The 18,482-nt window shown below is 73.0% G+C and carries 18 protein-coding genes and 1 pseudogene; 11 read left to right on the top strand and 8 right to left on the bottom strand.

Annotated features, from left to right (window positions below):
* Positions 1–79: 79 nt before the first annotated feature.
* The 3 genes from moeZ to BIV57_RS14035 all read right to left on the bottom strand — a co-directional run bounded on the left by moeZ (position 80) and on the right by BIV57_RS14035 (position 3,206).
* Positions 80–1,258 carry an adenylyltransferase/sulfurtransferase MoeZ gene (gene moeZ, locus BIV57_RS14045; RefSeq protein WP_071657125.1) on the bottom strand — a complete coding sequence of 393 codons (1,179 nt, stop codon included), beginning with the start codon at positions 1,256–1,258 and terminating at the stop codon, positions 80–82.
* A 131-nt stretch (positions 1,259–1,389) separates the two neighbouring features.
* A complete protein-coding gene (locus tag BIV57_RS14040; protein ID WP_245797658.1) occupies positions 1,390–2,265 on the bottom strand; it encodes a spherulation-specific family 4 protein in 876 nt (291 codons plus the stop codon).
* Positions 2,253–3,206 carry an NAD-dependent epimerase/dehydratase family protein gene (locus BIV57_RS14035; RefSeq protein ID WP_071657124.1) on the bottom strand — a complete coding sequence of 318 codons (954 nt, stop codon included), beginning with the start codon at positions 3,204–3,206 and terminating at the stop codon, positions 2,253–2,255. The genes BIV57_RS14040 and BIV57_RS14035 overlap by 13 nt, the downstream gene beginning before the upstream one ends.
* 244 nt (positions 3,207–3,450) lie before the next feature.
* On the opposite strand from BIV57_RS14035, the gene BIV57_RS14030 reads away from it, so the two are divergent.
* The gene (locus BIV57_RS14030) at positions 3,451–3,714 is read left to right on the top strand and encodes a hypothetical protein (protein ID WP_071657123.1); all 264 of its coding nucleotides are present in this window, start codon (positions 3,451–3,453) and stop codon (positions 3,712–3,714) included.
* A gap of 165 nt (positions 3,715–3,879) precedes the next feature.
* The gene (locus tag BIV57_RS14025) at positions 3,880–4,518 is read left to right on the top strand and encodes a TetR/AcrR family transcriptional regulator (protein ID WP_071657131.1); all 639 of its coding nucleotides are present in this window, start codon (positions 3,880–3,882) and stop codon (positions 4,516–4,518) included.
* Positions 4,519–4,623: 105 nt separating this feature from the next.
* On the opposite strand, the gene BIV57_RS14020 is transcribed toward BIV57_RS14025, so the two are convergent.
* Positions 4,624–4,851, bottom strand: coding sequence for a DUF3107 domain-containing protein (locus BIV57_RS14020; RefSeq protein WP_071657122.1), 228 nt, complete (start codon positions 4,849–4,851; stop codon positions 4,624–4,626).
* Positions 4,852–5,039: 188 nt separating this feature from the next.
* On the opposite strand from BIV57_RS14020, the gene BIV57_RS14015 reads away from it, so the two are divergent.
* Positions 5,040–5,297, top strand: coding sequence for a hypothetical protein (locus BIV57_RS14015; protein WP_071657121.1), 258 nt, complete (start codon positions 5,040–5,042; stop codon positions 5,295–5,297).
* Positions 5,298–5,338: 41 nt separating this feature from the next.
* On the opposite strand, the gene BIV57_RS14010 is transcribed toward BIV57_RS14015, so the two are convergent.
* Positions 5,339–6,070 (bottom strand): ferritin-like fold-containing protein, encoded by a 732-nt coding sequence (locus tag BIV57_RS14010; protein WP_071657120.1) that lies wholly within the window; start codon positions 6,068–6,070, stop codon positions 5,339–5,341.
* A gap of 446 nt (positions 6,071–6,516) precedes the next feature.
* On the opposite strand from BIV57_RS14010, the gene BIV57_RS14005 reads away from it, so the two are divergent.
* The 3 genes from BIV57_RS14005 (at position 6,517) to BIV57_RS25185 (ending at position 9,777) form a co-directional block, all read left to right on the top strand.
* Positions 6,517–7,956, top strand: coding sequence for a DEAD/DEAH box helicase (locus tag BIV57_RS14005; RefSeq protein WP_419185709.1), 1,440 nt, complete (start codon positions 6,517–6,519; stop codon positions 7,954–7,956).
* Positions 7,957–8,469: 513 nt separating this feature from the next.
* Positions 8,470–9,321 (top strand): alpha/beta fold hydrolase, encoded by an 852-nt coding sequence (locus BIV57_RS14000; protein ID WP_071657119.1) that lies wholly within the window; start codon positions 8,470–8,472, stop codon positions 9,319–9,321.
* Positions 9,322–9,618: 297 nt separating this feature from the next.
* Positions 9,619–9,777, top strand: coding sequence for a hypothetical protein (locus BIV57_RS25185; protein ID WP_175548756.1), 159 nt, complete (start codon positions 9,619–9,621; stop codon positions 9,775–9,777).
* Between the two features lie 78 nt (positions 9,778–9,855).
* Here the strand turns inward: BIV57_RS25185 and BIV57_RS13995 are convergent, their stop codons facing one another.
* Both BIV57_RS13995 and BIV57_RS13990 read right to left on the bottom strand, forming a co-directional pair.
* Positions 9,856–10,722 (bottom strand): PHP domain-containing protein, encoded by an 867-nt coding sequence (locus BIV57_RS13995; protein ID WP_071657118.1) that lies wholly within the window; start codon positions 10,720–10,722, stop codon positions 9,856–9,858.
* Between the two features lie 25 nt (positions 10,723–10,747).
* Positions 10,748–11,383, bottom strand: a complete 636-nt coding sequence (locus BIV57_RS13990) for a DUF6758 family protein (protein ID WP_071657117.1) — start codon at positions 11,381–11,383, stop codon at positions 10,748–10,750.
* 157 nt (positions 11,384–11,540) lie between these two features.
* On the opposite strand from BIV57_RS13990, the gene BIV57_RS23560 reads away from it, so the two are divergent.
* Positions 11,541–11,972, top strand: coding sequence for a universal stress protein (locus tag BIV57_RS23560; protein ID WP_175548755.1), 432 nt, complete (start codon positions 11,541–11,543; stop codon positions 11,970–11,972).
* 46 nt (positions 11,973–12,018) lie between these two features.
* Here BIV57_RS23560 and BIV57_RS13980 read toward each other — a convergent pair.
* A pseudogene (locus BIV57_RS13980) lies at positions 12,019–12,492 on the bottom strand (suppressor of fused domain protein); the annotation flags it as partial.
* Between the two features lie 452 nt (positions 12,493–12,944).
* Between BIV57_RS13980 and BIV57_RS13975 the strand changes: the two are divergent.
* The 4 genes from BIV57_RS13975 to BIV57_RS13960 all read left to right on the top strand — a co-directional run bounded on the left by BIV57_RS13975 (position 12,945) and on the right by BIV57_RS13960 (position 18,440).
* Positions 12,945–14,072, top strand: coding sequence for a magnesium and cobalt transport protein CorA (locus tag BIV57_RS13975; RefSeq protein WP_071657115.1), 1,128 nt, complete (start codon positions 12,945–12,947; stop codon positions 14,070–14,072).
* 210 nt (positions 14,073–14,282) lie between these two features.
* On the top strand, positions 14,283–16,214 hold the full coding sequence (locus BIV57_RS13970; RefSeq protein ID WP_079170316.1) for a phosphatidylglycerol lysyltransferase domain-containing protein: 1,932 nt from the start codon (positions 14,283–14,285) through the stop codon (positions 16,212–16,214).
* An 80-nt stretch (positions 16,215–16,294) separates the two neighbouring features.
* Positions 16,295–17,839, top strand: a complete 1,545-nt coding sequence (locus BIV57_RS13965; RefSeq protein WP_071657113.1) for a UxaA family hydrolase — start codon at positions 16,295–16,297, stop codon at positions 17,837–17,839.
* A gap of 25 nt (positions 17,840–17,864) precedes the next feature.
* Complete coding sequence (locus BIV57_RS13960; RefSeq protein WP_245797657.1) at positions 17,865–18,440, top strand: hypothetical protein; 576 nt, start codon at positions 17,865–17,867, stop codon at positions 18,438–18,440.
* The last annotated feature ends 42 nt before the right edge of the window (positions 18,441–18,482 follow it).

The following is an 18,482-nucleotide window of genomic DNA, read 5'->3' as shown; positions in this document are numbered from 1 at the left end:
GGTCGCGGTCCTGCCGACCACGCCCCGGCGCCCGTTCTCCCTGCTGCGCAGGGCGAACGGGCGCCGGGGCGCCCGGTGCTCAGTACGCGGGCTTGTCGGGTTCGATCTGGTTGATCCAGGCGAGGATGCCGCCGCCGAGGTGGACCGCGTCCTGGAAGCCGGCCGCCTTGACGGCCGCCAGCGCCTCCGCGGAGCGCCCGCCCACCTTGCAGTGCAGGACGACCTTCCTGTCCTGCGGCAGCTTGGAGAACGCCTCGCCGGAGAGGAACTCGCCCTTGGGGATGAGCGTCGCCCCGGGGATGGAGACGATCTCGTACTCGTTGGGCTCGCGGACGTCCACGAGGAAGATGTCCTCGCCGTCGTCCTGCCACTGCTTCAGCTGCTTGGGGGTGATGGTGGAGCCCTTGACGGCCTCCTCCGCCTCCTCCGAGACCGCGCCGCAGAACGCGTCGTAGTCGATCAGGTCGGTGATCGTCGGGTTCTTGCCGCACAGCGGGCAGTCGGGGTCCTTGCGGACCTTGACCTGGCGGTACGTCATCTCCAGGGCGTCGTAGATCATCAGACGGCCCACCAGCGGATCGCCGATCCCGGTGAGCACCTTGATGGCCTCGTTGACCTGGATGGACCCGATGGACGCGCAGAGCACGCCCAGCACGCCGCCCTCGGCGCAGGAGGGGACCATCCCGGGCGGCGGGGGCTCCGGGTAGAGGCAGCGGTAGCACGGCCCGTACTCGGACCAGAAGACGCTCGCCTGGCCGTCGAAGCGGTAGATCGAGCCCCAGATGTAGGGCTTGCCGAGCAGCACCGCGGCGTCGTTCACCATGTAGCGGGTGGCGAAGTTGTCGGTGCCGTCGACGATCAGGTCGTACTGGGCGAAGATCTCCATCACGTTGTCGTTGTCGAGGCGCTCCTCGTGGAGCACGACGTTGACGAACGGGTTGGCCTCGTGGATCGAGTCGGCCGCGGACTGCGCCTTGGAGCGGCCGATGTCGGACTGGCCGTGGATGATCTGCCGCTGCAGGTTGGACTCGTCGACCTCGTCGAACTCGACGATGCCGAGCGTGCCGACGCCCGCCGCGGCGAGGTAGAGCAGCGCCGGGGAGCCGAGGCCGCCCGCGCCCACGCACAGCACCTTCGCGTTCTTCAGGCGCTTCTGCCCGTCCATCCCCACATCCGGGATGATCAGGTGGCGCGAATACCGTCGGACCTCGTCGACGGTCAGCTCGGGGGCCGGATCGACCAGGGGTGGCAGGGACACATGAGCCTCCGTTGACACAGCTCGGGCGCGGTTCTCCGTCCCAACACTGCCACGCGCCGCGCTGTTCCCCGACCCCCGGTCCGATGGGTGAGACATCTGGTGAGACGCCGGGCGAGACCCCGGCGGCGCCCTCACCGGTAGAGCATCGTCAACTCCGCGTGCCAGTAGGACGGCAGGCCCGCCCAGGGGTCGCAGCCCGTGCGGTCCGTGATGAAGACCGTGCCCGCCCCCTGCCAGCGCGCCATCCGCAGCACCGTCTCCAGGTGCTGCACCGGGACGCCGTGCACCAGGTGGCAGAACCGCTCCGCCGGGTACGCGTCCACCCAGTCCGGCAGCTGCGCCCAGCGGTACACCGACCACGGGCCGTCGAACGTCACCAGCTGGTCGGCGAGCTCGACATAGCCCGGGTACGGGTGGATGCCGGGGCTCAGCACCAGCGGGGAGGCGCCCTCCGCGCGCAGCGCGCCCGTCAGCGCCCGGTAGTAGCCGAGCGCGGCCGCGCCGGACGCCGCCTGGTCGAGGAAGTAGCCGTCCACCCGGTACCAGGCGCGGAAGCGCCCCGCGTCGGCCATCAGCTCGGAGTGCGGGCGCTGGCCGAAGCCGGTGTCCAGGTAGCCGAGCAGCCGGACGCCCGCGTCCCGCAGTGCGGTCACCGCGTCCCGAACGGCGGGATCCGGGCGGGTGCCCGGCCCGTTCCAGACATTGACGGCCACCCAGTCCAGCGGGACGTTGGGCCGCGCCAGCTCCGACCACTCCACCGGCGCCAGCAGCGGATGCGCATACGCCGGCACCCCCATGCGCAGCCGCGGGGGCAGCGGCGGCAGCCCCTCCACCGGGGCGGACGCGGGCTGACCGGGCGGCTGCGCCGGCGCGGGCTCCTCGCGGGAGTGCTGATGCGGTAAACCGAGCGCCGGATGCGGCCGGGCCGCATCGGAGCCCGTCCCCCTCCGGCCCCAGCCGTGCTGCGTGAAATCTCCCCAACCCGCCCCGGACGTCAGATCCGGCATGCCGCCTCCATCCACACATCGGCCACCGACTCGTCCAGCGGAATGCGCGGCCGCCAGCCCAGCCGCTCCCGCGCGGTGCGGATGTCGGCCTGCTGCCACACCAGGTCCTCGTGGTGGCCGGGGCCGTGGTGGTGCCCGGCCGCCGGGGCATGGCCCGGGTGCCGCACCGGGGGGACCGGCGGACGCAGCCCGCCCTCCTCCCGGAAGCGGCCCGTCCACCCCGCCGAGCGGGCCAGCAGGCCGGCCGCCGCCCTCATCCGGGTGGGGCTGCCGCTGCCGATGTTGACGACCCCTCCGGCCGCCGAGACCATCGCCGCCCGCACCGCGCGCGCCACGTCGCGGACGTCCACGAAATCGCGGAAGCCGGAGAGATCCGGCACGTCGAGATGGCGCTCGCCGCTCTGCATCGCCGACCTCAGGCCCTCGGCGATCCGCCCCAGCGGGCTGTGCCGGGGCGTGCCCGGCCCCGTCACCGTGAAGAGCCGGAGCACAACGGCGTCCAGCCCGGAACCCAGCACCAGCTCCGTCCCCGCCAGCTTCGCGGTCGCGAAGGCGCCCGTCGGCTGCGGCTCCGCGTCCTCCGAGATCGCCACCCCGACCTGGGCCGAGCCGTACTCGGCCGCCGACCCCAGATGCACCAGCCGGGCCGCGTGCCGGCTGCGGCGCATCGCCTCGCAGAGCGTCGCCACCGCCACGGTGTTGGCGCGCACCATGGTGCGCGCCGGACCGCGGGTGGCGCCCACGCAGTTGACCACCGCCCGCGGCGCCACGGCGTCGAGGAACGGCACCAGCGCGCCCGGGCTCCCGGTCGCCAGGTCGAAGCGGATGTCGGAGGAATCCCGTCTGCCCAGCACCACGAGCTCGACCGACGGGTCCGCAAGCAGCAGGTCCGCCACCCTGCTGCCGATGAACCCGTCCGCTCCAAGCAGCAGAACCCTCATGCACGCCCCTCCCGCGTCAGCGTCCCCACGTGGACCTCACGTGCGCGGCTGCACCGAAGGACGGTATGTCCGCGATCGGGGCAGACGTGCCGGGTCGGCCCTCGACCCACCAAAAGGAGTGAAACCGGGTGACCAACCGGGCGTTCATCCGTTGCGCCGTGCTACCCGTGTTCGGGCGGCGCGCCTGCTCCCGCTCGGAGGCCCTCTGCTCCTACCCTCACCAGCAGGACCCACGGAGGCGCAGATGGCCGGAGCACCCCAGGACGACGAGCGCGACGAGCGCGGCAGCACCCCGCCCGACCCCGACGAGTACCAGTCCGCCCTCGAGGACGAACAGGGAGACCGGGACATGGAAGCACCCGAGGCCGACGCCGCCGAGCAGCACCGGGACGCCCTGGGCGCGCCGGAGTCGGGCCCGCGGGGCGGCGAGGTCGGCCTCGAGGTCGACCCGGCGGACGCGGCCGACCAGGACCGCGCGGTCGAGCTGGACGAGGACGAGTACCGCTGAACGCGGCTGAATGCGTCTGCATGCGGCTGCGCCCGGCCGCAATTTAGCGGTCAGTTGCGAACGAGGGGGGCACAGCCCGGTTACCCAAACGTAGGATGGGGGCTTCGACCGGACCTTTGACGTGAAGCGAGGATCGCCGTGGCGGCCACTCGGGATGCGGAGACACTGCCCACCAGCCCGTCCCCCGCGGGGCAGGGCGGCGCGAAGGGCACCCGCCTGCCGCGGCACGCCCGCCGCAATCAGCTCCTCGGCGCCGCGCAGCAGGTCTTCGTGGCGCAGGGCTACCACGCGGCGGCGATGGACGACATCGCCGAGCGGGCCGGCGTCAGCAAGCCCGTCCTCTACCAGCACTTCCCCGGGAAGCTGGACCTCTACCTGGCGCTCATGGAGCAGCAGACGGAGCGTCTGGTGGAGAAGGTGCGCAAGGCGCTGGAGGACACCACCGACAACAAGCAGCGCGTCGACAGCACGATGAGCGCGTACTTCGAGTTCATCGACGACGAGGGCGGGGCGTTCCGCCTGGTCTTCGAGTCGGACCTGACGAACGAGCCGGCCGTCCGGGAGATCCTCGACCGGGCCAACCGGCGCTGCGCGGAGCTGGTCGCGGACGTCATCGCGGAGGACACCGACCGCCCGCGCGACCAGGCGATGCTGCTGGCCACCGGCCTGACCGGGGCGGCGCAGATCACGGCGCGGTACTGGCTCGCGGAGAACCGCGCGATTCCGCGGGAGGCCGCTGCCGAGATGGTGAGCCAGCTGGCCTGGCGGGGGATCGCGGGCTTCCCGCTGCACCCCGAGAAGTAGCGGGCCCGAGGGGCGCCGCGGGGGCGCGGGGGGGGCGCCTGCCGTCGTGCGGCCGAGCCTTGGTCACTCGCGCCGTCCCCCGCGCCCCTTCGGGGCCGAGCGGGCCTAGATGGTGCCGAAGCCGACCTTGCGGGGGCCGGGCTCGCCGATCTCCACGTAGGCGAGCTTGTCCGACGGCACGAGGACCTTGCGGCCCTTCTCGTCCGTCAGCTCCAGCAGCTTGCCCTTGCCGGTCAGCGCCTCGCCGACCGCCTTCTCGACCTCTTCGGCAGACTGCGCGCTCTCAAGAACGATCTCTCGGGCCGCATACTGCACGCCGATCTTTACCTCCATGGCTTCCTTCCCTCCTGGGGGTCCTGGGGGCAGCGGCCCGATTCGACAGTGCCGCGCGTACGGGCACACCCTACCCATCAGCGGGTACCACTCCCGCGGCTGACGCCGGGTCGACGGCTGCATGACAGGGAGATCCATGGGGAATGGTCCCGGGGACAGACACCGCCGGCTGGATGGGAGGTACCGCGATGACGTGGGAGATTCCCCTCTTCGCCGTACTGGGGCTGCTGGTCGGGCTGGCCGCGGCACGGGTCGCGCCGAGGCGGTTCGGCGACCGGCCGCGGATGGCCGCGGCGACGGGCCTGGTGGCGGCGGTCTGCGGCGGCATCGTCTCCCGGGTGGTGCTCGGGGGCGCGCTGGCCTTCCTGGGCGCGGCCGCGGCCGCGGTGCTGCTGGTGTGCGTCGCCTCCCGTCCCGACGGGGCGGTGACCCGGCGCCACCGCTGAGGCCGCGCCACCGCTGAGCCGGTGTCAGGGCTGAGGCCGCGTCAGGGCTGGAGGCCGAGGCGCTGCATCCGGCGGGCGTGCGCCTCGGTGATCCGCGCGAAGAGCCGTCCCAGCTCGGCGAGGTCGAGGCCCTCCGCCGTGCCGGCCCCGCCCGCGAGGACCGCGGCGAGCGCGTCGTGGTCGGCCACCACCCGCTGGGCCTGGCTGAGCGCCTCCCCCATCAGCCGCCGCCCCCACAGCGCCAGGCGGCCGGCCTGCCGGGGGTCCTCCTCGATCGCCGCGCAGATCCGGTCGGCGGCGAACTCGGCATGGCCGGTGTCGCCGAGCGTCGCCAGCACCAGCCCGCGGGTGTCGTCGTCGAGGCGGCGGGCGATCTCGCGGTAGAAGTCGGTGGCGATGGCGTCCCCGACGAACGCCTTCACCAGCGACTCCAGCCAGCTGGAGGGCGCGGTGCGGCGGTGGAACTCGTCGAGGGGGGCGGCGAACGGCCGCATCGCCTCGGTGACGTCGGCGTCCAGCTCCGCGAGCCGGCCGCGGAGCACGGCGAAGTGGCCGAACTCGGCCGCCGCATGCGCGGCGATCTCGGCCTTGGCGGTGAGGTCGGGGGCGTCTCGGGCGTCTTCGGCGAGCCGCTCGAACGCGCTGAGCTCGCCGTACGCGAGGGCGCCGAGCAGTTCCAGGACGGCGTCCCGGTAGGCCGGGTCCGCGGCCGCCTCGGTCCAGCCGATGCGGGTGTTCTCGTCGTCGGACGGGATGTCCGTGCCGGAGCTCATGGGCGAAGAGTAGGGCCAAGCGTGTCCCCGGTCACCACATCGACAGCGGTGCGGCGGGTACAGTGGTATAAGAGGTCCGCCGGAGAGCTCTTGGGACGGCGGGCCGAATTATGAAGTACATGCAGTTCATGCAGTAGAACGCACGAATACGACGCCAGTACGGAACCGTACGAAGCGACGTTTGAAGCGGATGCCCGGTCGGTGCCCCGATCGGCTCCGACCGCCCAGGCCGGAGGCGGCGCCGGAAGCGCTGCCTGACGAGGGCGGAGGTCCCGCGCATCCCCTGCACCAGCAGGGAACGCGGTCGTACCCACCTCGTCGAGGTACCGGCCCGCCGATATGGAAGAGGCAGCATCCTGTCCACGTTTCGTGAGCTCGGGGTTCTCCCCGAGACAGCAGAGGCACTTGAGGCCGTCGGTATCACGACGGCGTTCCCGATCCAGGAGATGACGCTGCCGGTGGCGCTCTCCGGCAAGGACGTCATCGGTCAGGCGAAGACCGGAACCGGAAAGACCTTCGGTTTCGGTCTCCCGCTCCTCCAGCGGGTGGCCGTTCCGGCCGACGCGGAGAGCGGCCGGTCGACGGTGGCGCCCGGCGCCGTGCCGTCCGACATCCCGCAGGCGCTCGTCGTGGTGCCCACCCGCGAGCTGTGCGTGCAGGTCTCCAACGACCTGCAGACGGCCGGCAAGGTGCGCAACGTCCGCGTGCTCGCGGTCTACGGCGGCCGCGCCTACGAGCCGCAGGTGGAGCAGCTGCAGAAGGGCGTCGACGTGGTCGTCGGCACGCCCGGGCGACTGCTCGACCTGGCGCGCCAGAAGAAGATGAACCTGTCGGGCGTCCACACCCTGGTGCTGGACGAGGCCGACGAGATGCTCGACCTGGGCTTCCTCCCGGACGTCGAGCGGATCTTGAAGCTGCTGCCGGCGCAGCGCCAGACGATGCTCTTCTCCGCGACGATGCAGCCGCAGGTGATCGCGCTGGCGCGGCAGTACATGCGGCAGCCGACGCACATCCGGGCCACCTCGCCGGACGACGAGGGCGCGACCGTCGCCAACGTCGAGCAGTTCGTCTACCGGGCCCACTCGATGGACAAGCCGGAACTGGTCTCTCGGGTGCTGCAGGCCGACGGCCGCGGGCTCGCGATGATCTTCTGCCGGACGAAGCGGACGGCGGCGGACGTCGCCGACCAGCTGAAGCGGCGCGGGTTCGCGTCGGCCGCGGTGCACGGCGACCTCGGCCAGGGCGCGCGCGAGCAGGCGCTGCGGGCGTTCCGCAACGGCAAGGTGGACGTGCTGGTCGCCACGGACGTGGCGGCGCGCGGCATCGACGTCGACGGCGTGACGCACGTCATCAACTACCAGTGCCCCGAGGACGAGAAGACGTACCTGCACCGCATCGGGCGGACGGCGCGCGCCGGCAACTCGGGCAACGCGGTGACGCTCGTCGACTGGGACGACATGCCGCGCTGGTCGCTGGTGAACAAGGCGCTCGACCTGGGCTTCCCGGAGCCGGCGGAGACGTACTCGACGTCGCCGCACCTCTACGAGGACCTGGGGATCCCGGAGGGCGCGACCGGTGTGCTGCCGCGCGCGGCGCGGGTGCGCGAGGGCCTGGACGCGGAGGCGGTCGAGGACCTCGGCGAGACCGGCCGGGGCGGTCGGCGCGGTGCGCCGGCGGCGGCGGGTTCTGCGGAGCCGAAGCGGGAGCGGGAGCGGGCGCCGCGCGATCGGTCGCCGCGGCGGCGGACGCGGGGCGGGGTCCCCGTGAAGGACGGCGCTGCGGCGGAGACGCCTGCGCCGGCTGCGGCGGAGGCCTCCCCTGCGGAGGACGCCGCAGCCAAGCCGCGCCGGAAGCGCACGCGTCGCCGCAAGCCGGCGGCCGAGTAACGGCCGCACTGGCTCACTGTTCGCCGCCCTGAACCCCGGCACCCCACCCGGGGTCCGGGCGGTGACAGCGCCATCGGTAGCCGCGCGGCGAGTGCGCGAAGCGCTGCGGGAGGCCGCGTCGGGGCGGTGACGGCAGCCGCCGACAGCCGCGCGGCCCGCGCGCGAAGCGCCGCGGGGGATCAGGTCGGGGCGGCGACAGCGCCATCGGTAGCCGCCCGGCCCGCGCGCGAAGCGCCGCGGGAGGCCGCGTCGGGGCGGTGACAGCAGCCGCCGACAGCCGCGCGGCCCGCGCGCGAAGCGCCGCGGGGGATCAGGTCGGGGCGGCGACAGCGCCGTCGATAGCCGCGCGGCCCGCGCGCGAAGCGCCGCGGGAGATCAGGTCGGGGCGGTGACAGCGCCATCGGTAGCCGCCTGGCCCGCGCGCGAAGCGCCGCGGGAGGCCGGGGCGGGGTGGTGATGGCAGCCGTCGGGGCCGGGCGCGGGGCGTTGGGGCGGGGGAATACGGTGTGGGGTATGAGTAGGCCTCCTACGTTGGTGTTGCCGGTGGGTGCTCGGGCGGGGTGGGTAAAGACCGGGCGGGGGCGGTTTGCCGCGCATGTGGTGGAGCCGTCGGCGCCGGTGGGGACCGCCGTGCTGGTGCCGGGGTTCACGGGGAGCAAAGAGGACTTCATCGCGCTGCTCGCGCCGCTCGCCGAAGGCGGGCTGCGGGTGGTGGCCGTCGACCCGCGGGGGCAGTGGGAGACGCCCGGCGCCGGGGACGCGGCCGGGTACGCCATGGCCGAGCTCGCCGCGGATCTGGCGGCGATCGCGGAGGCCGTCGGGGGCGGGCGGCCGGTGGACCTGCTGGGGCACTCCTTCGGAGGGCTGGTCGCGCGGGAGGCCGTGCTGCGCGACAGCGCGCCGTGGCGCTCGCTGACGCTGATGTCCAGCGGTCCGGCCGGTGTCGACGCCGGCGACGCCGCCAAGCTGACGATGCTCATCGACGCGCTGCGCGGCGGCGTCGACCTGGAGACGATCTGGGGCTTCATGCGGGAGGGCGAGGCCGGCGAGGAGTCGGAGATCGACGCGTTTCTGCATCGCCGGTGGCTCGGCAACGATCCGCTCTGCCTCCAGGTGACCGGCCGTCAACTCCGCGACGCGCCCGATCGGGTGGACGCGCTGGCCGCCGTCCCGCTGCCGAAGCTGGTGCTCTCCGGCGAGGCCGACGACGCCTGGCCCGTGCCGTGGCAGTCGGCGATGGCCGAGCGGCTGCACGCCGAGCGCGGCATCGTCGCCGGTGCCGGCCACTCCCCCAACGCCGACCGCCCCGCCGAGACGGCGGCGCTGCTGCTGCGCTTCTGGGGCGCGCAACACCCCCGTAACTGACGCGTCGTCAAAAGTTTTCGCCCGGGGACCTTGGTCACATGACACCAGGTCGTTAGAGAAGGTAATCTTTTCTCTCGGACGGGAATGAATGCCTCCCGGGCCAGGTTGTGTCCTAGTGCGACGCGCTCCCCGCGCGTTCCGCAGCCCGCCGCCGTACGAAGCAGTGCAGTGACCGCGTGCGTGGCCGCCTGGCCGAAGGGTCCCGTGCGCCGCCGCCGTTGCTGCTGCTGATCCGCGCACGAGCCCCGGCTGCCGCGGTCCGCACTGGGCCGCAACGACCGAGGAAGGGAGAGGGACATGCGCTATGAAGTCACCCACCTGGACGACAACCCGGCCGTCTCTGCCGAACACCGCAGCGTGGTCGACCTCGACACCGCCAAGCAACTCGTGGAACAGGCCGCCAAGAGCGGCGACCGCCTCCACATCCGGCCGGTGAAGGTCGCCGCCGGCTGCTGAAGCCGGAATCCGACGGACGATCAGTTTCGCCTTCGAGGGGCGCCCCGCAGGACCTGCGCGGCGCCCCTCGTCCGTCCGTCAGCGGGTGAGCGGCTTGTTCCCGGTGGCCTGCGCCAGCAGCGCCTCCAGGGCCTCCGGCGCGGTCGACTCCGCGCCGATGGCGATCGTCTTGCGGCCGCCGTGGTAGTCGCTGGAGCCGGTGGTGATCAGGCCCAGCTCGGCGGCGAGCCCGCGGATCCGGGCCCGCTCCGGCGGGGACTGGTCGGGGTGGTCGGCCTCCAGGCCGGCGAGGCCGACCGCCGCGAGGGCGGCGATCTGCTCGTCGGTGAGCACCCCGCCGCGCACCGCGGCCGCCGGGTGCGCCACCACCGGCACCCCGCCCGCCTCGCGGACCAGCCGCACCGCGTACTCCGCGTCCAGGTCGCGCTTGTGGACGTAGGCGCGGCCGCCGGCGCCGAGCCAATCGGGGACGAACGCCTCCGAGACCGAGCCGACGACGCCCGCCTCGACGAGGGCGCTGGCCACATGCGGCCGTCCCACCGCCCCGCCCGCCGCGATCCGCTCCACCTGGGGCCAGGAGATGGGCGCGCCCAGGGCGACGCACTTCTCGGTCATCTCCCGCGCCCGCCGCACCCGGTCGGTGCGCAGCAGCTCCATCTCGCGGACCAGCTCGGCGTGGGCCGGGTCGAAGAGGTAGGCGAGCAGATGGACGCTGAGCTCCCCGTGCCGGGTGGAGAGCTCGGCGCCGGGGACGACGGTGCCGAGCGGCGCCTCCGCGGGCAGCGCGGCGAGCGCGGCGGCGGCCTCGGCGTAGCCGGCGGTGGTGTCGTGGTCGGTGAGGGCGACGACGCCCAGCCCGGCGCGGGCCGCGTTGGCGACCAGCTGCGCGGGCGTGTCGGTGCCGTCGCTGGCGTTGCTGTGCGTGTGGAGGTCGATGCGGGGCATGGGGGACATCGTCACACGCGGCGGCTCACAGGATGCGCGGCGAGAGCGCGCCGCAGGGCACGAAGGCGAGCTCCGGCCCGGCGTCCCGGGCGTCGGTGAGGACGAGTTCGTCGTACATCATCAGCCCGGCGTGGTCGGGCCAGAGCACCGCCCAGAGCCACTGGCCGCGGGCCTCGCCCACGAAGACCGCGCGGTCCGGCGGCGCGTCGCGGACGCACCACAGCGAGGTCGGCCGGCCCGCGGCCATCAGCTTGCCGTCCGGGTGCCGGTCGGTGCGGACGGACGGGCCGGGGTCGGGCCCGCGGATGCCGGCGTAGCGGGCGCCGAGGCCGACGCCCAGCTCCTCGGCGACGAGCACCAGCTCGGCGGGCCCGCCGAGCGGTCCGGGCCCGGTGGCGGCCATGGCGACGCCGAGGGCGCCGGTGCGCTCGTCCCCGGCGTGCGCGACTCCGGTGAAGAGCCAGCCGACGGGGAGCGGCCAGGGCATCCAGACGGGGACGCGGGCGCGGTTCACCGCCACGGTGAGCGCCTCCACGCTGGGCGGGACTACGGGCTGCAGCGGGTGGACGGGGCCGTGCTCGTCGCACTGCCAGGTGTCGGTGAAGAGTCCGGGGGCGCGGAGCCGGGCTCCGCACCGCGGGCAACTGGGCTCGCCCCTCATGCGGCCACGGTCGCGTGTCGCCGCCGGGCCGTCAAGAACCATCACCCATTGGAGCGTTGACTCCGGGCCCTCGGTGCTGATTTGCGGGCATGAACCGGGCCGTCGCAGTGTTGAAGTAGGTGTAGTCACCAATCGGCTACCGGACAGTGGACAGAGAGTGGGGCTCGCGATGGGCATGTACGGGACGATCCTGGCGGCGCTGGACACCACGCCGGAGGGCGACCGGGTGCTGGAGCAGGCCGCGGGTCTGGCGAAGGCGACGGGCGCCCGGGTGCGGGTGCTGCACGTGCGTGCGGCGGACGTGACGATCGGCGCCGCGGTCGAGGAAGAGGAGGAGTCGGCCTCCAAGGAGTTCCTGGACGGCGCGGTGGCGCGGCTGCGGGACCAGGGCGTGGACGCCGACGGCGAGCTGGCGGAGTCGATCCGCCCGCTGCTGCCGCAGGCCGTCATGGACGCGGTGGAGGGCGCCGGGGCGGACCTGCTGGTGCTCGGCCGCCGGCGGCACGGCGCCGTGGCGTCGCTGATCGTCGGATCGGTCGCCGACGGTGTGGCGCACCGCACCGACGTGCCGGTGCTGCTGGTGCCGTAGGGCGTCGCGCCCCGGTGCGGCCGGGCCCGCCGCCCTACCGTGCGAGCACCAGCGGCAGGAAGGCCACCGGGGAGGCGGGCTCCGGGAGCGGCAGGTCCGGGAGGACCGCCGCGTCCGGGGCCTCGACGCGGACGGCGTCCGCACCGGCCCCGGGCCAGAGCTCGGCGCCGGTGGAGATCCTCCCGCCCGGGGCGAGGACGAGCCCCTCGACCTGCGGGGTGGCGGCCATCATCGCGAGCGGGCGCAGCACCTCGTCGTCGGGCGCCGGCAGGGTCAGCACCAGCTCCGCGCGCGGCCCGCGGACCGGGTCGGCCTCGAAGGCCGACGGGTCCGCCATGGGTGCCGCCGAGACGCCGAGGGTGGCGTAGCGGACGCCCCCGCCGGCGGCGGGGAAGCGCAGCACCTCGATGCGGTCGGCGCCGACGAAGGTGACGGCGGCGCGGCCGTCGGGCTCGCCGAGATGGCGGACGAGGTGCCGTTCGACGGCGGCCAGGACGTCGGCGGCGGAGAGATGGGCCATGGGTCCACCGTAAGGCGGGGATTGGGCGGGGCGATCCGCGGGTAGGGGGACGGATTTGGACCACTCCCCCGGGTGACGCCCGTCAACTGGTAAGGTGATCCGCTGGATCGGGCGGCGCTGGCCGCCCTCGGTCCTGTTCGAGCCTGACGGAGCATTTCCCCTCTGGGGACCGGCCGAGGGAGGTGGCTGCGGGTGGATACCAGCCGACCTTGCAGTACCGGCCGCTCTCCCGTTCCGGTGCTCGGCGCGCATCGCGCCCACTAGAGCACTGCCGAAGGCCGCTGCCGCTTCCGGATCCGGAGCCGTCCCCGCGACGGTCCGCCGCCGGAGGCGTTTCACGGTGAGAGCGACGACTGCGCAGCGACTGACTGACGTTCCGTCCGTACCGCCGCCGATGCGCGCGCCGCCCCCGTCGCGGTGCCCCCGGTGGCCGGCTCACGAAGGAGCTTGCCATGTCCATGATGCGAGACCTGCGTTCCGCCGTTCGACCCGCCCGCCGGCGGGCCGCCCTGCCGGCGTCGTCCCCGTCCGCCGCCCTGCCGGTGGCCGTGCGGCCCGAGCCGCCCAGCGCCATCGTGGACTGCGCCGTCTACCACGAGGGGCGCCGGACCACCGGGCTGCTCGCCCCGGAGGACGCGCTGCGCAAGGTCCGGGAGGACGGCGAGGGCTTCACCTGGATCGGGCTGCACGAGCCGAGCGAGCGCGAACTCGCCGGGATCGCCGAGCTGTTCGGCCTCCACCCGCTCGCCGTCGAGGACGCCGTCCACGCCCACCAGCGCCCCAAGCTGGAGCGCTACGAGAACGTGCTCTTCAACGTCTTCAAGACGCTGCGCTACGTCGAGAACAGCCCCTGCGGCCCGGACGAGCCCACCGACGCGCTCGTCGAGACCGGCGAGATCATGGTCTTCACCGGGCAGGACTTCGTGATCACGGTGCGGCACGGCGGCCACAGCGCGCTCGGCCCGCTGCGCCATGTGCTGGAGGACGACACCGAACTGCTCGCCAAGGGCCCCTCCGCCGTGCTGCACGCCGTCGCCGACCTCGTGGTCGACGGCTACCTCACCGTCACCGAGGCGCTCCAGCTGGACGTCGACGACGTGGAGTTCGCCGTCTTCTCCTCCGATCGCGACCCGCGCAAGCCCGAGGCCGGCCGGATCTACCAGCTCAAGCGCGAGGTGCTGGAGTTCAAGCGCGCGGTGGTGCCGCTGCAGCGCCCGCTCCAGCGGCTCTCCGAGCGCCCGTCCCGGCATGTGCACCCCGAGGTGCAGAACTACTTCCGGGACGTCGCCGACCACCTGACCCGGGTGACCGACCAGGTCGCCTCCTTCGACGACCTGCTCAACTCGATCCTGCAGGCCAACCTCGCCCAGGTGAGCTTCATGCAGAACGAGGACATGCGGAAGATGTCGGCGTGGGCGGCCATCCTGATGGTGCCCACCATGGTCACCGGGCTCTACGGGATGAACTTCAAGTACATGCCCGAGCTCCAGTGGTCGTTCGGCTACCCGATGGTGGTCTGCGGGATCGCCGCCGTCTGCCTGCTGATGCGGCGCGGCTTCAAGAGGAACGGCTGGCTCTGACCGCCGGGTCCGCTCCGGGCCCCCCACCTGTGCGTCGGCTGTGCTTCGGTTCGTCGTCGGCTCTGTTACGGCGCCAACCGGCGCACGGCGGGAAACGTCATCCACAAAGGACGTCGGCGCCACCGGCGTGCCCTTCCGGGTGGACACTGTGCCCACCGGAAGAATCGGAAGAATCCGATGGAACGAGAAGCGTTACCTCCTATGCCGAGCATGCCGAGCAACAAGAGCGATCGACGGGACGCCACGGTGCCGAACGACCCCTCACCCGCGTGGCGGCGCCGCTGCGCCACCGCACTGATCTGGTACCTGCGCCTGGTGGGCGCGTTCAACCTGGTCGGGGCCTTGTCCTACCCCCTGCGGGAGCGGGTCAACGCCCACAACAACGGCAACTACTACACGCCGTTCCTGGTGACCTCCGGCTATGTCTCGGCAGCCTTCGCGATCTTCTTCGCCGTCATGCTCGCCCGGAAGAAGCGGGCCGGCTGGATCGCCACGATGATCCTGCTGGGCGGGTACAGCGTCCTGGTCATCTGGTCGATGTACTACCCGGAGTACCGCGACCACCTCTTCAACTGGCTGTCGCTGGCGATCACGCTGAGCCTGCTGGTGCTGGCCGTCCTCTCCCGGCGGGAGTTCTACGCCAAGGGCGACCCGGCGAACCCGCGCACCGCGCTGATCGTGGTGGGCAGCGGGGCGCTGTGGGCGGTACTGCTGGGCGTGACGCTGGTGCCGATCACCAACTCGCTCAAGGGCGTCTCGCTGATCGACTCGGTGACGTACACCGTGGGCCGGATCATCACCCTCGCCCCGGACAGCGACTTCCCGCTGGTCCATGTGCCGGTCTGGGTCGACCTGTTCATCAACCTCTCGGCGCTGGTGATGGTGCTCGCCGTGGTCTACGTGCTGTTCCGGGCGCCGCGCGGCCGGGAGATGCTGCACGAGGAAGAGGAGGCGAAGCTCCGCGAGCTGCTCGACAAGCACGGCGCGCGCGACTCGCTGGGCTACTTCGCGCTGCGCCGCGACAAGTCGGTGATCTTCTCGCCGAGCGGCAAGGCCGCGGTGACGTACCGGGTCACCGGGGGCGTCTCGCTGGCCTCGGCCGACCCGATCGGCGACCCCGAGGCGTGGCCCGGCGCGATCGAGCAATGGCTCGCCGAGGCCCGCTCGCACGCCTGGGTGCCGGGTGTCGTCGGGGCGAGCGAGGAGGGCGGCACCGTCTACTCGCGGTTCGGCTTCGACGCGCTGGAGCTCGGCGACGAGGCCGTGGTGGAGGTCGACGAGTTCACCCTCGACGGCCGCGCGATGCGCGTCATCCGGCAGGCCTACAACCGCGTCAAGCGGGCCGGCTACACCACCCGGATCCGCCGCCACGAGGACATCCCCTCCGAGGAGATGGACCAGCTGCTGCGCCAGGCCGACCGCTGGCGGGACGGCGAGACGGAGCGCGGCTTCAGCATGGCGCTGGGCCGGCTCGGCGACGACGCCGACGGGCGCTGCGTGATGGTGGAGTGCCTGGACGGCGAGGGCCGGATGCGGGCGCTGCTCTCCTTCGTCCCGTGGGGCGAGGAGGGCCTGTCGCTGGACCTGATGCGGCGCGACCGCGAGTCGGAGAACGGCCTCGTCGAGTTCATGGTGATCGACCTGCTGCAGCGGTCGAAGGACGCGATCGCGGCCAAGGCCGGCCAGGGCCAGAAGAAGAAGGGCAAGGGCCGCCCGAACGCGGCCGACGAGGCGGAGCAGCCCGCGCAGGAGGCCGTCGTCGAGGGCGACGCGCCGATCGTGGTGCGCCGGGTCTCGCTGAACTTCGCGATGTTCCGCTCGGTCTTCGAGCGCGGCTCGCGGCTGGGCGCCGGCCCGGTGCTGCGGCTGTGGCGCGCGGTGCTGGTGTTCTTCTCGCGGTGGTGGCAGATCGAGTCGCTGTACCGGGCGAACGCGAAGTTCCGGCCGATCTGGGAGCCGCGGTTCGTGCTCTTCGAGAAGAGCAGCATGGTGCCGCGGATCGGCCTCGCGTACGCCCGGGCCGAGGGCTTCCTGGAGGTGCCGAGCGCCTCGGCGCTCTTCGGCCGGCGGCACCAGCGCGCGCTGACGTCGGCCGAGCAGCCGCACAAGGCCGTGGACGCACAGGAGAAGGTCGAAGTCTGAGTCTGAGGGCGTAGGGTGCGGCGGAGAGGGCCTTCATCGGGTGTCTGGGCCCGGCTCCGTCCCACTGTGCGAGGTTGCAGATGTCTTCGACCGCCATTGCCCGCCTGATACGTCTCCGTCCCGATGACGATGTCGCCATCACGCCCTCCGATGTCTCGGCGGGCTCGGAGGTCGACGACGGGAGCGGCGCGCCGGTCGTCGTCCGCGATGACGTGCCGCGCGGCCACAAGGTCGCGCTCCGCCCGATCGCCTCGGGCGCCCGCGTCCACCGCTACGGCCAGGTGATCGGCTTCGCCGGCCGGGACATCGCCGCCGGCGAGCACGTCCACGTCCACAACCTGGAGTACCGCGAGTTCGACCGCGCGTACGAGTACGCCGTGGAGGTGCCGGTCACCCCGGTGCTGCCGGAGGCCGAGCAGGACACCTTCCAGGGCTATCTGCGCTCCGACGGCACCGTCGGGACGCGCAACTACCTGGGCGTGCTGACGACCGTGAACTGCTCGGCCACCGCCGCCAAGCAGATCGCCGCCCGGATGCGGTTCTCCGGCGTGCTGGACGACTACGAGAACGTCGACGGGGTCGTCGCCCTGACGCACGGCACCGGCTGCGGGATGGCGCCGGACGGCGAGGGCGCGGAGGTGCTGCGCCGGGTGATGCGCGGCTATCTGACGCACCCGAACTTCGCCGGCTTCGTGGTGCTGGGGCTGGGCTGCGAGGACAACCAGATCAAGCGGCTCACGGCGGACGTGCGGATGCGCGAGGACGTGCCCGTCTACTCCGCCACCATCCAGGAGATCGGCGGGACGAAGAAGACCGTCGCGGAGGGCGTCGCCCGGCTGACGGAGATGCTGCCGATCGCGGACCGCGCGCGCCGCACGACGCTGCCGGCGTCGCGGCTGCTGCTCGGGACGAACTGCGGCGGCTCCGACTCCTACTCGGGCCTGACGGCGAATCCGGCGCTCGGCAACGCGGTGGACCGGCTGGTGCGGCAGGGCGGCACGGGCGTGGTCGGCGAGACGCCGGAGATCTACGGCACCGAGCACATGCTGGTGCGGCGGGCGGTCAGCGAGGCGGTGGGCCGCAAGCTGATCGAGCGGATCGACTGGTGGCGCGACTACACCGCGAAGAACGGCGGCTCGATGGACAACAACCCGTCACCCGGCAACAAGGCGGGCGGGCTGACGACCATTCTGGAGAAGTCGCTGGGCGCGGTGGCCAAGGGCGGGACGACGGCGCTGGCCGATGTGGTCGAGTACGGGGAGAAGGTCGACACCAAGGGCTTCGTCTTCATGGACACGCCCGGGTACGACCCGGTGTCGGTGACGGGGATCGTGGCGGGCGGCGCGAACGTCGTCTGCTTCACCACGGGGCGGGGCTCGGCGTTCGGCTGTGCGCCGGTGCCGAGCCTGAAGCTCGCGACCAACACCGAGCTGTACGACCACATGACCGACGACATGGACATCAACGCGGGTCGGATCGCGGACGGTTCGGCGACGGTGGAGCAGGTCGGCGAGGAGATCTACCGCAAGGTGCTGGCGGTGGCGTCCGGGGAGCGGACGAAGAGCGAGGAGATCGGGTACGGCGAGGAGGAGTTCGTGCCGTGGCACATCGGGACGGTCATGTAGGTCGTGGTTCTCTAGTGTCGTGAACGTGGCGGCGGCAGGGGCGGCAGGGGCGGTGGTGGCGGTGGTGGACGCGGTGCTCGCGCGGGCGTTGTTCGAGGAGGCGGCGAGGAAGTCGTCGCTGGTGTGGGCCCGCACGAGCGCGGACGGTGCGGCGCGCGCGCTGTGGCATGTTGCGGACGGTGCGGGCGGTGTGCTGGTGGTGGGGGGCGGCGCGGGCGGCGAGCAGCCGCTCTTCGGGCTGGACGCGGTGTCGGAGGCGTGGCTCACCGTGCGGAGCAAGGACGCGCGGGCGCGGCTGGTGACGCTGCCGGTGGCGGTGGAGCGGGTGCCGTCGGGGACGGCGGCGTGGGACGAGGCGGTCGCGCTGCTGAAGGGGAAGCGGTTGAACGCGGTCGACCTGGTCGACGGGGGCGACGGGGTCGACGGGTTGGAGGCGCGGTGGGGGCGGGAGTGCGTTGTCCTGCGGATGGCGCCGGTGGAGGGCGCCGCGGCTTTGGACGGCGGGGACGCGTCGGGGGCGGCGCCGCCGGTGCCGTCGCCGGCGACGACGCGGGGGCGGGTGCCGCGGCGGGTCGGGCGCGGGCGTAAAAGGTTCCGCTGAGCGGTGGTTGCTGTTCGCCGCCCCAAAGCCCCGGCACCCCAC

Source organism: Mangrovactinospora gilvigrisea (assembly GCF_001879105.1).
GTDB classification, from domain to species: Bacteria; Actinomycetota; Actinomycetes; order Streptomycetales; family Streptomycetaceae; genus Mangrovactinospora; species Mangrovactinospora gilvigrisea.
This window is presented reverse-complemented; position numbering and strand designations above follow the sequence as displayed.

Bases quoted from the DNA above. Each gene is read 5' to 3' on its own strand.
- BIV57_RS14000 (WP_071657119.1), top strand. From the start codon at position 8,470: ATGAGTAGGCCTCCTACGTTGGTGTTGCCGGTGGGTGCTCGGGCGGGG.
- BIV57_RS14040 (WP_245797658.1), bottom strand. From the start codon at position 2,265: ATGCCGGATCTGACGTCCGGGGCGGGTTGGGGAGATTTCACGCAGCAC.
- BIV57_RS14010 (WP_071657120.1), bottom strand. From the start codon at position 6,070: ATGAGCTCCGGCACGGACATCCCGTCCGACGACGAGAACACCCGCATC.
- BIV57_RS13965 (WP_071657113.1), top strand. From the start codon at position 16,295: ATGTCTTCGACCGCCATTGCCCGCCTGATACGTCTCCGTCCCGATGAC.
- BIV57_RS14030 (WP_071657123.1), top strand. From the start codon at position 3,451: ATGGCCGGAGCACCCCAGGACGACGAGCGCGACGAGCGCGGCAGCACC.
- BIV57_RS13970 (WP_079170316.1), top strand. From the start codon at position 14,283: ATGCCGAGCAACAAGAGCGATCGACGGGACGCCACGGTGCCGAACGAC.
- BIV57_RS25185 (WP_175548756.1), top strand. From the start codon at position 9,619: ATGCGCTATGAAGTCACCCACCTGGACGACAACCCGGCCGTCTCTGCC.
- BIV57_RS13995 (WP_071657118.1), bottom strand. From the start codon at position 10,722: ATGCCCCGCATCGACCTCCACACGCACAGCAACGCCAGCGACGGCACC.
- BIV57_RS14015 (WP_071657121.1), top strand. From the start codon at position 5,040: ATGACGTGGGAGATTCCCCTCTTCGCCGTACTGGGGCTGCTGGTCGGG.
- BIV57_RS14005 (WP_419185709.1), top strand. From the start codon at position 6,517: ATGACGCTGCCGGTGGCGCTCTCCGGCAAGGACGTCATCGGTCAGGCG.
- BIV57_RS14035 (WP_071657124.1), bottom strand. From the start codon at position 3,206: ATGAGGGTTCTGCTGCTTGGAGCGGACGGGTTCATCGGCAGCAGGGTG.
- BIV57_RS13975 (WP_071657115.1), top strand. From the start codon at position 12,945: ATGTCCATGATGCGAGACCTGCGTTCCGCCGTTCGACCCGCCCGCCGG.
- BIV57_RS13990 (WP_071657117.1), bottom strand. From the start codon at position 11,383: ATGAGGGGCGAGCCCAGTTGCCCGCGGTGCGGAGCCCGGCTCCGCGCC.
- BIV57_RS14020 (WP_071657122.1), bottom strand. From the start codon at position 4,851: ATGGAGGTAAAGATCGGCGTGCAGTATGCGGCCCGAGAGATCGTTCTT.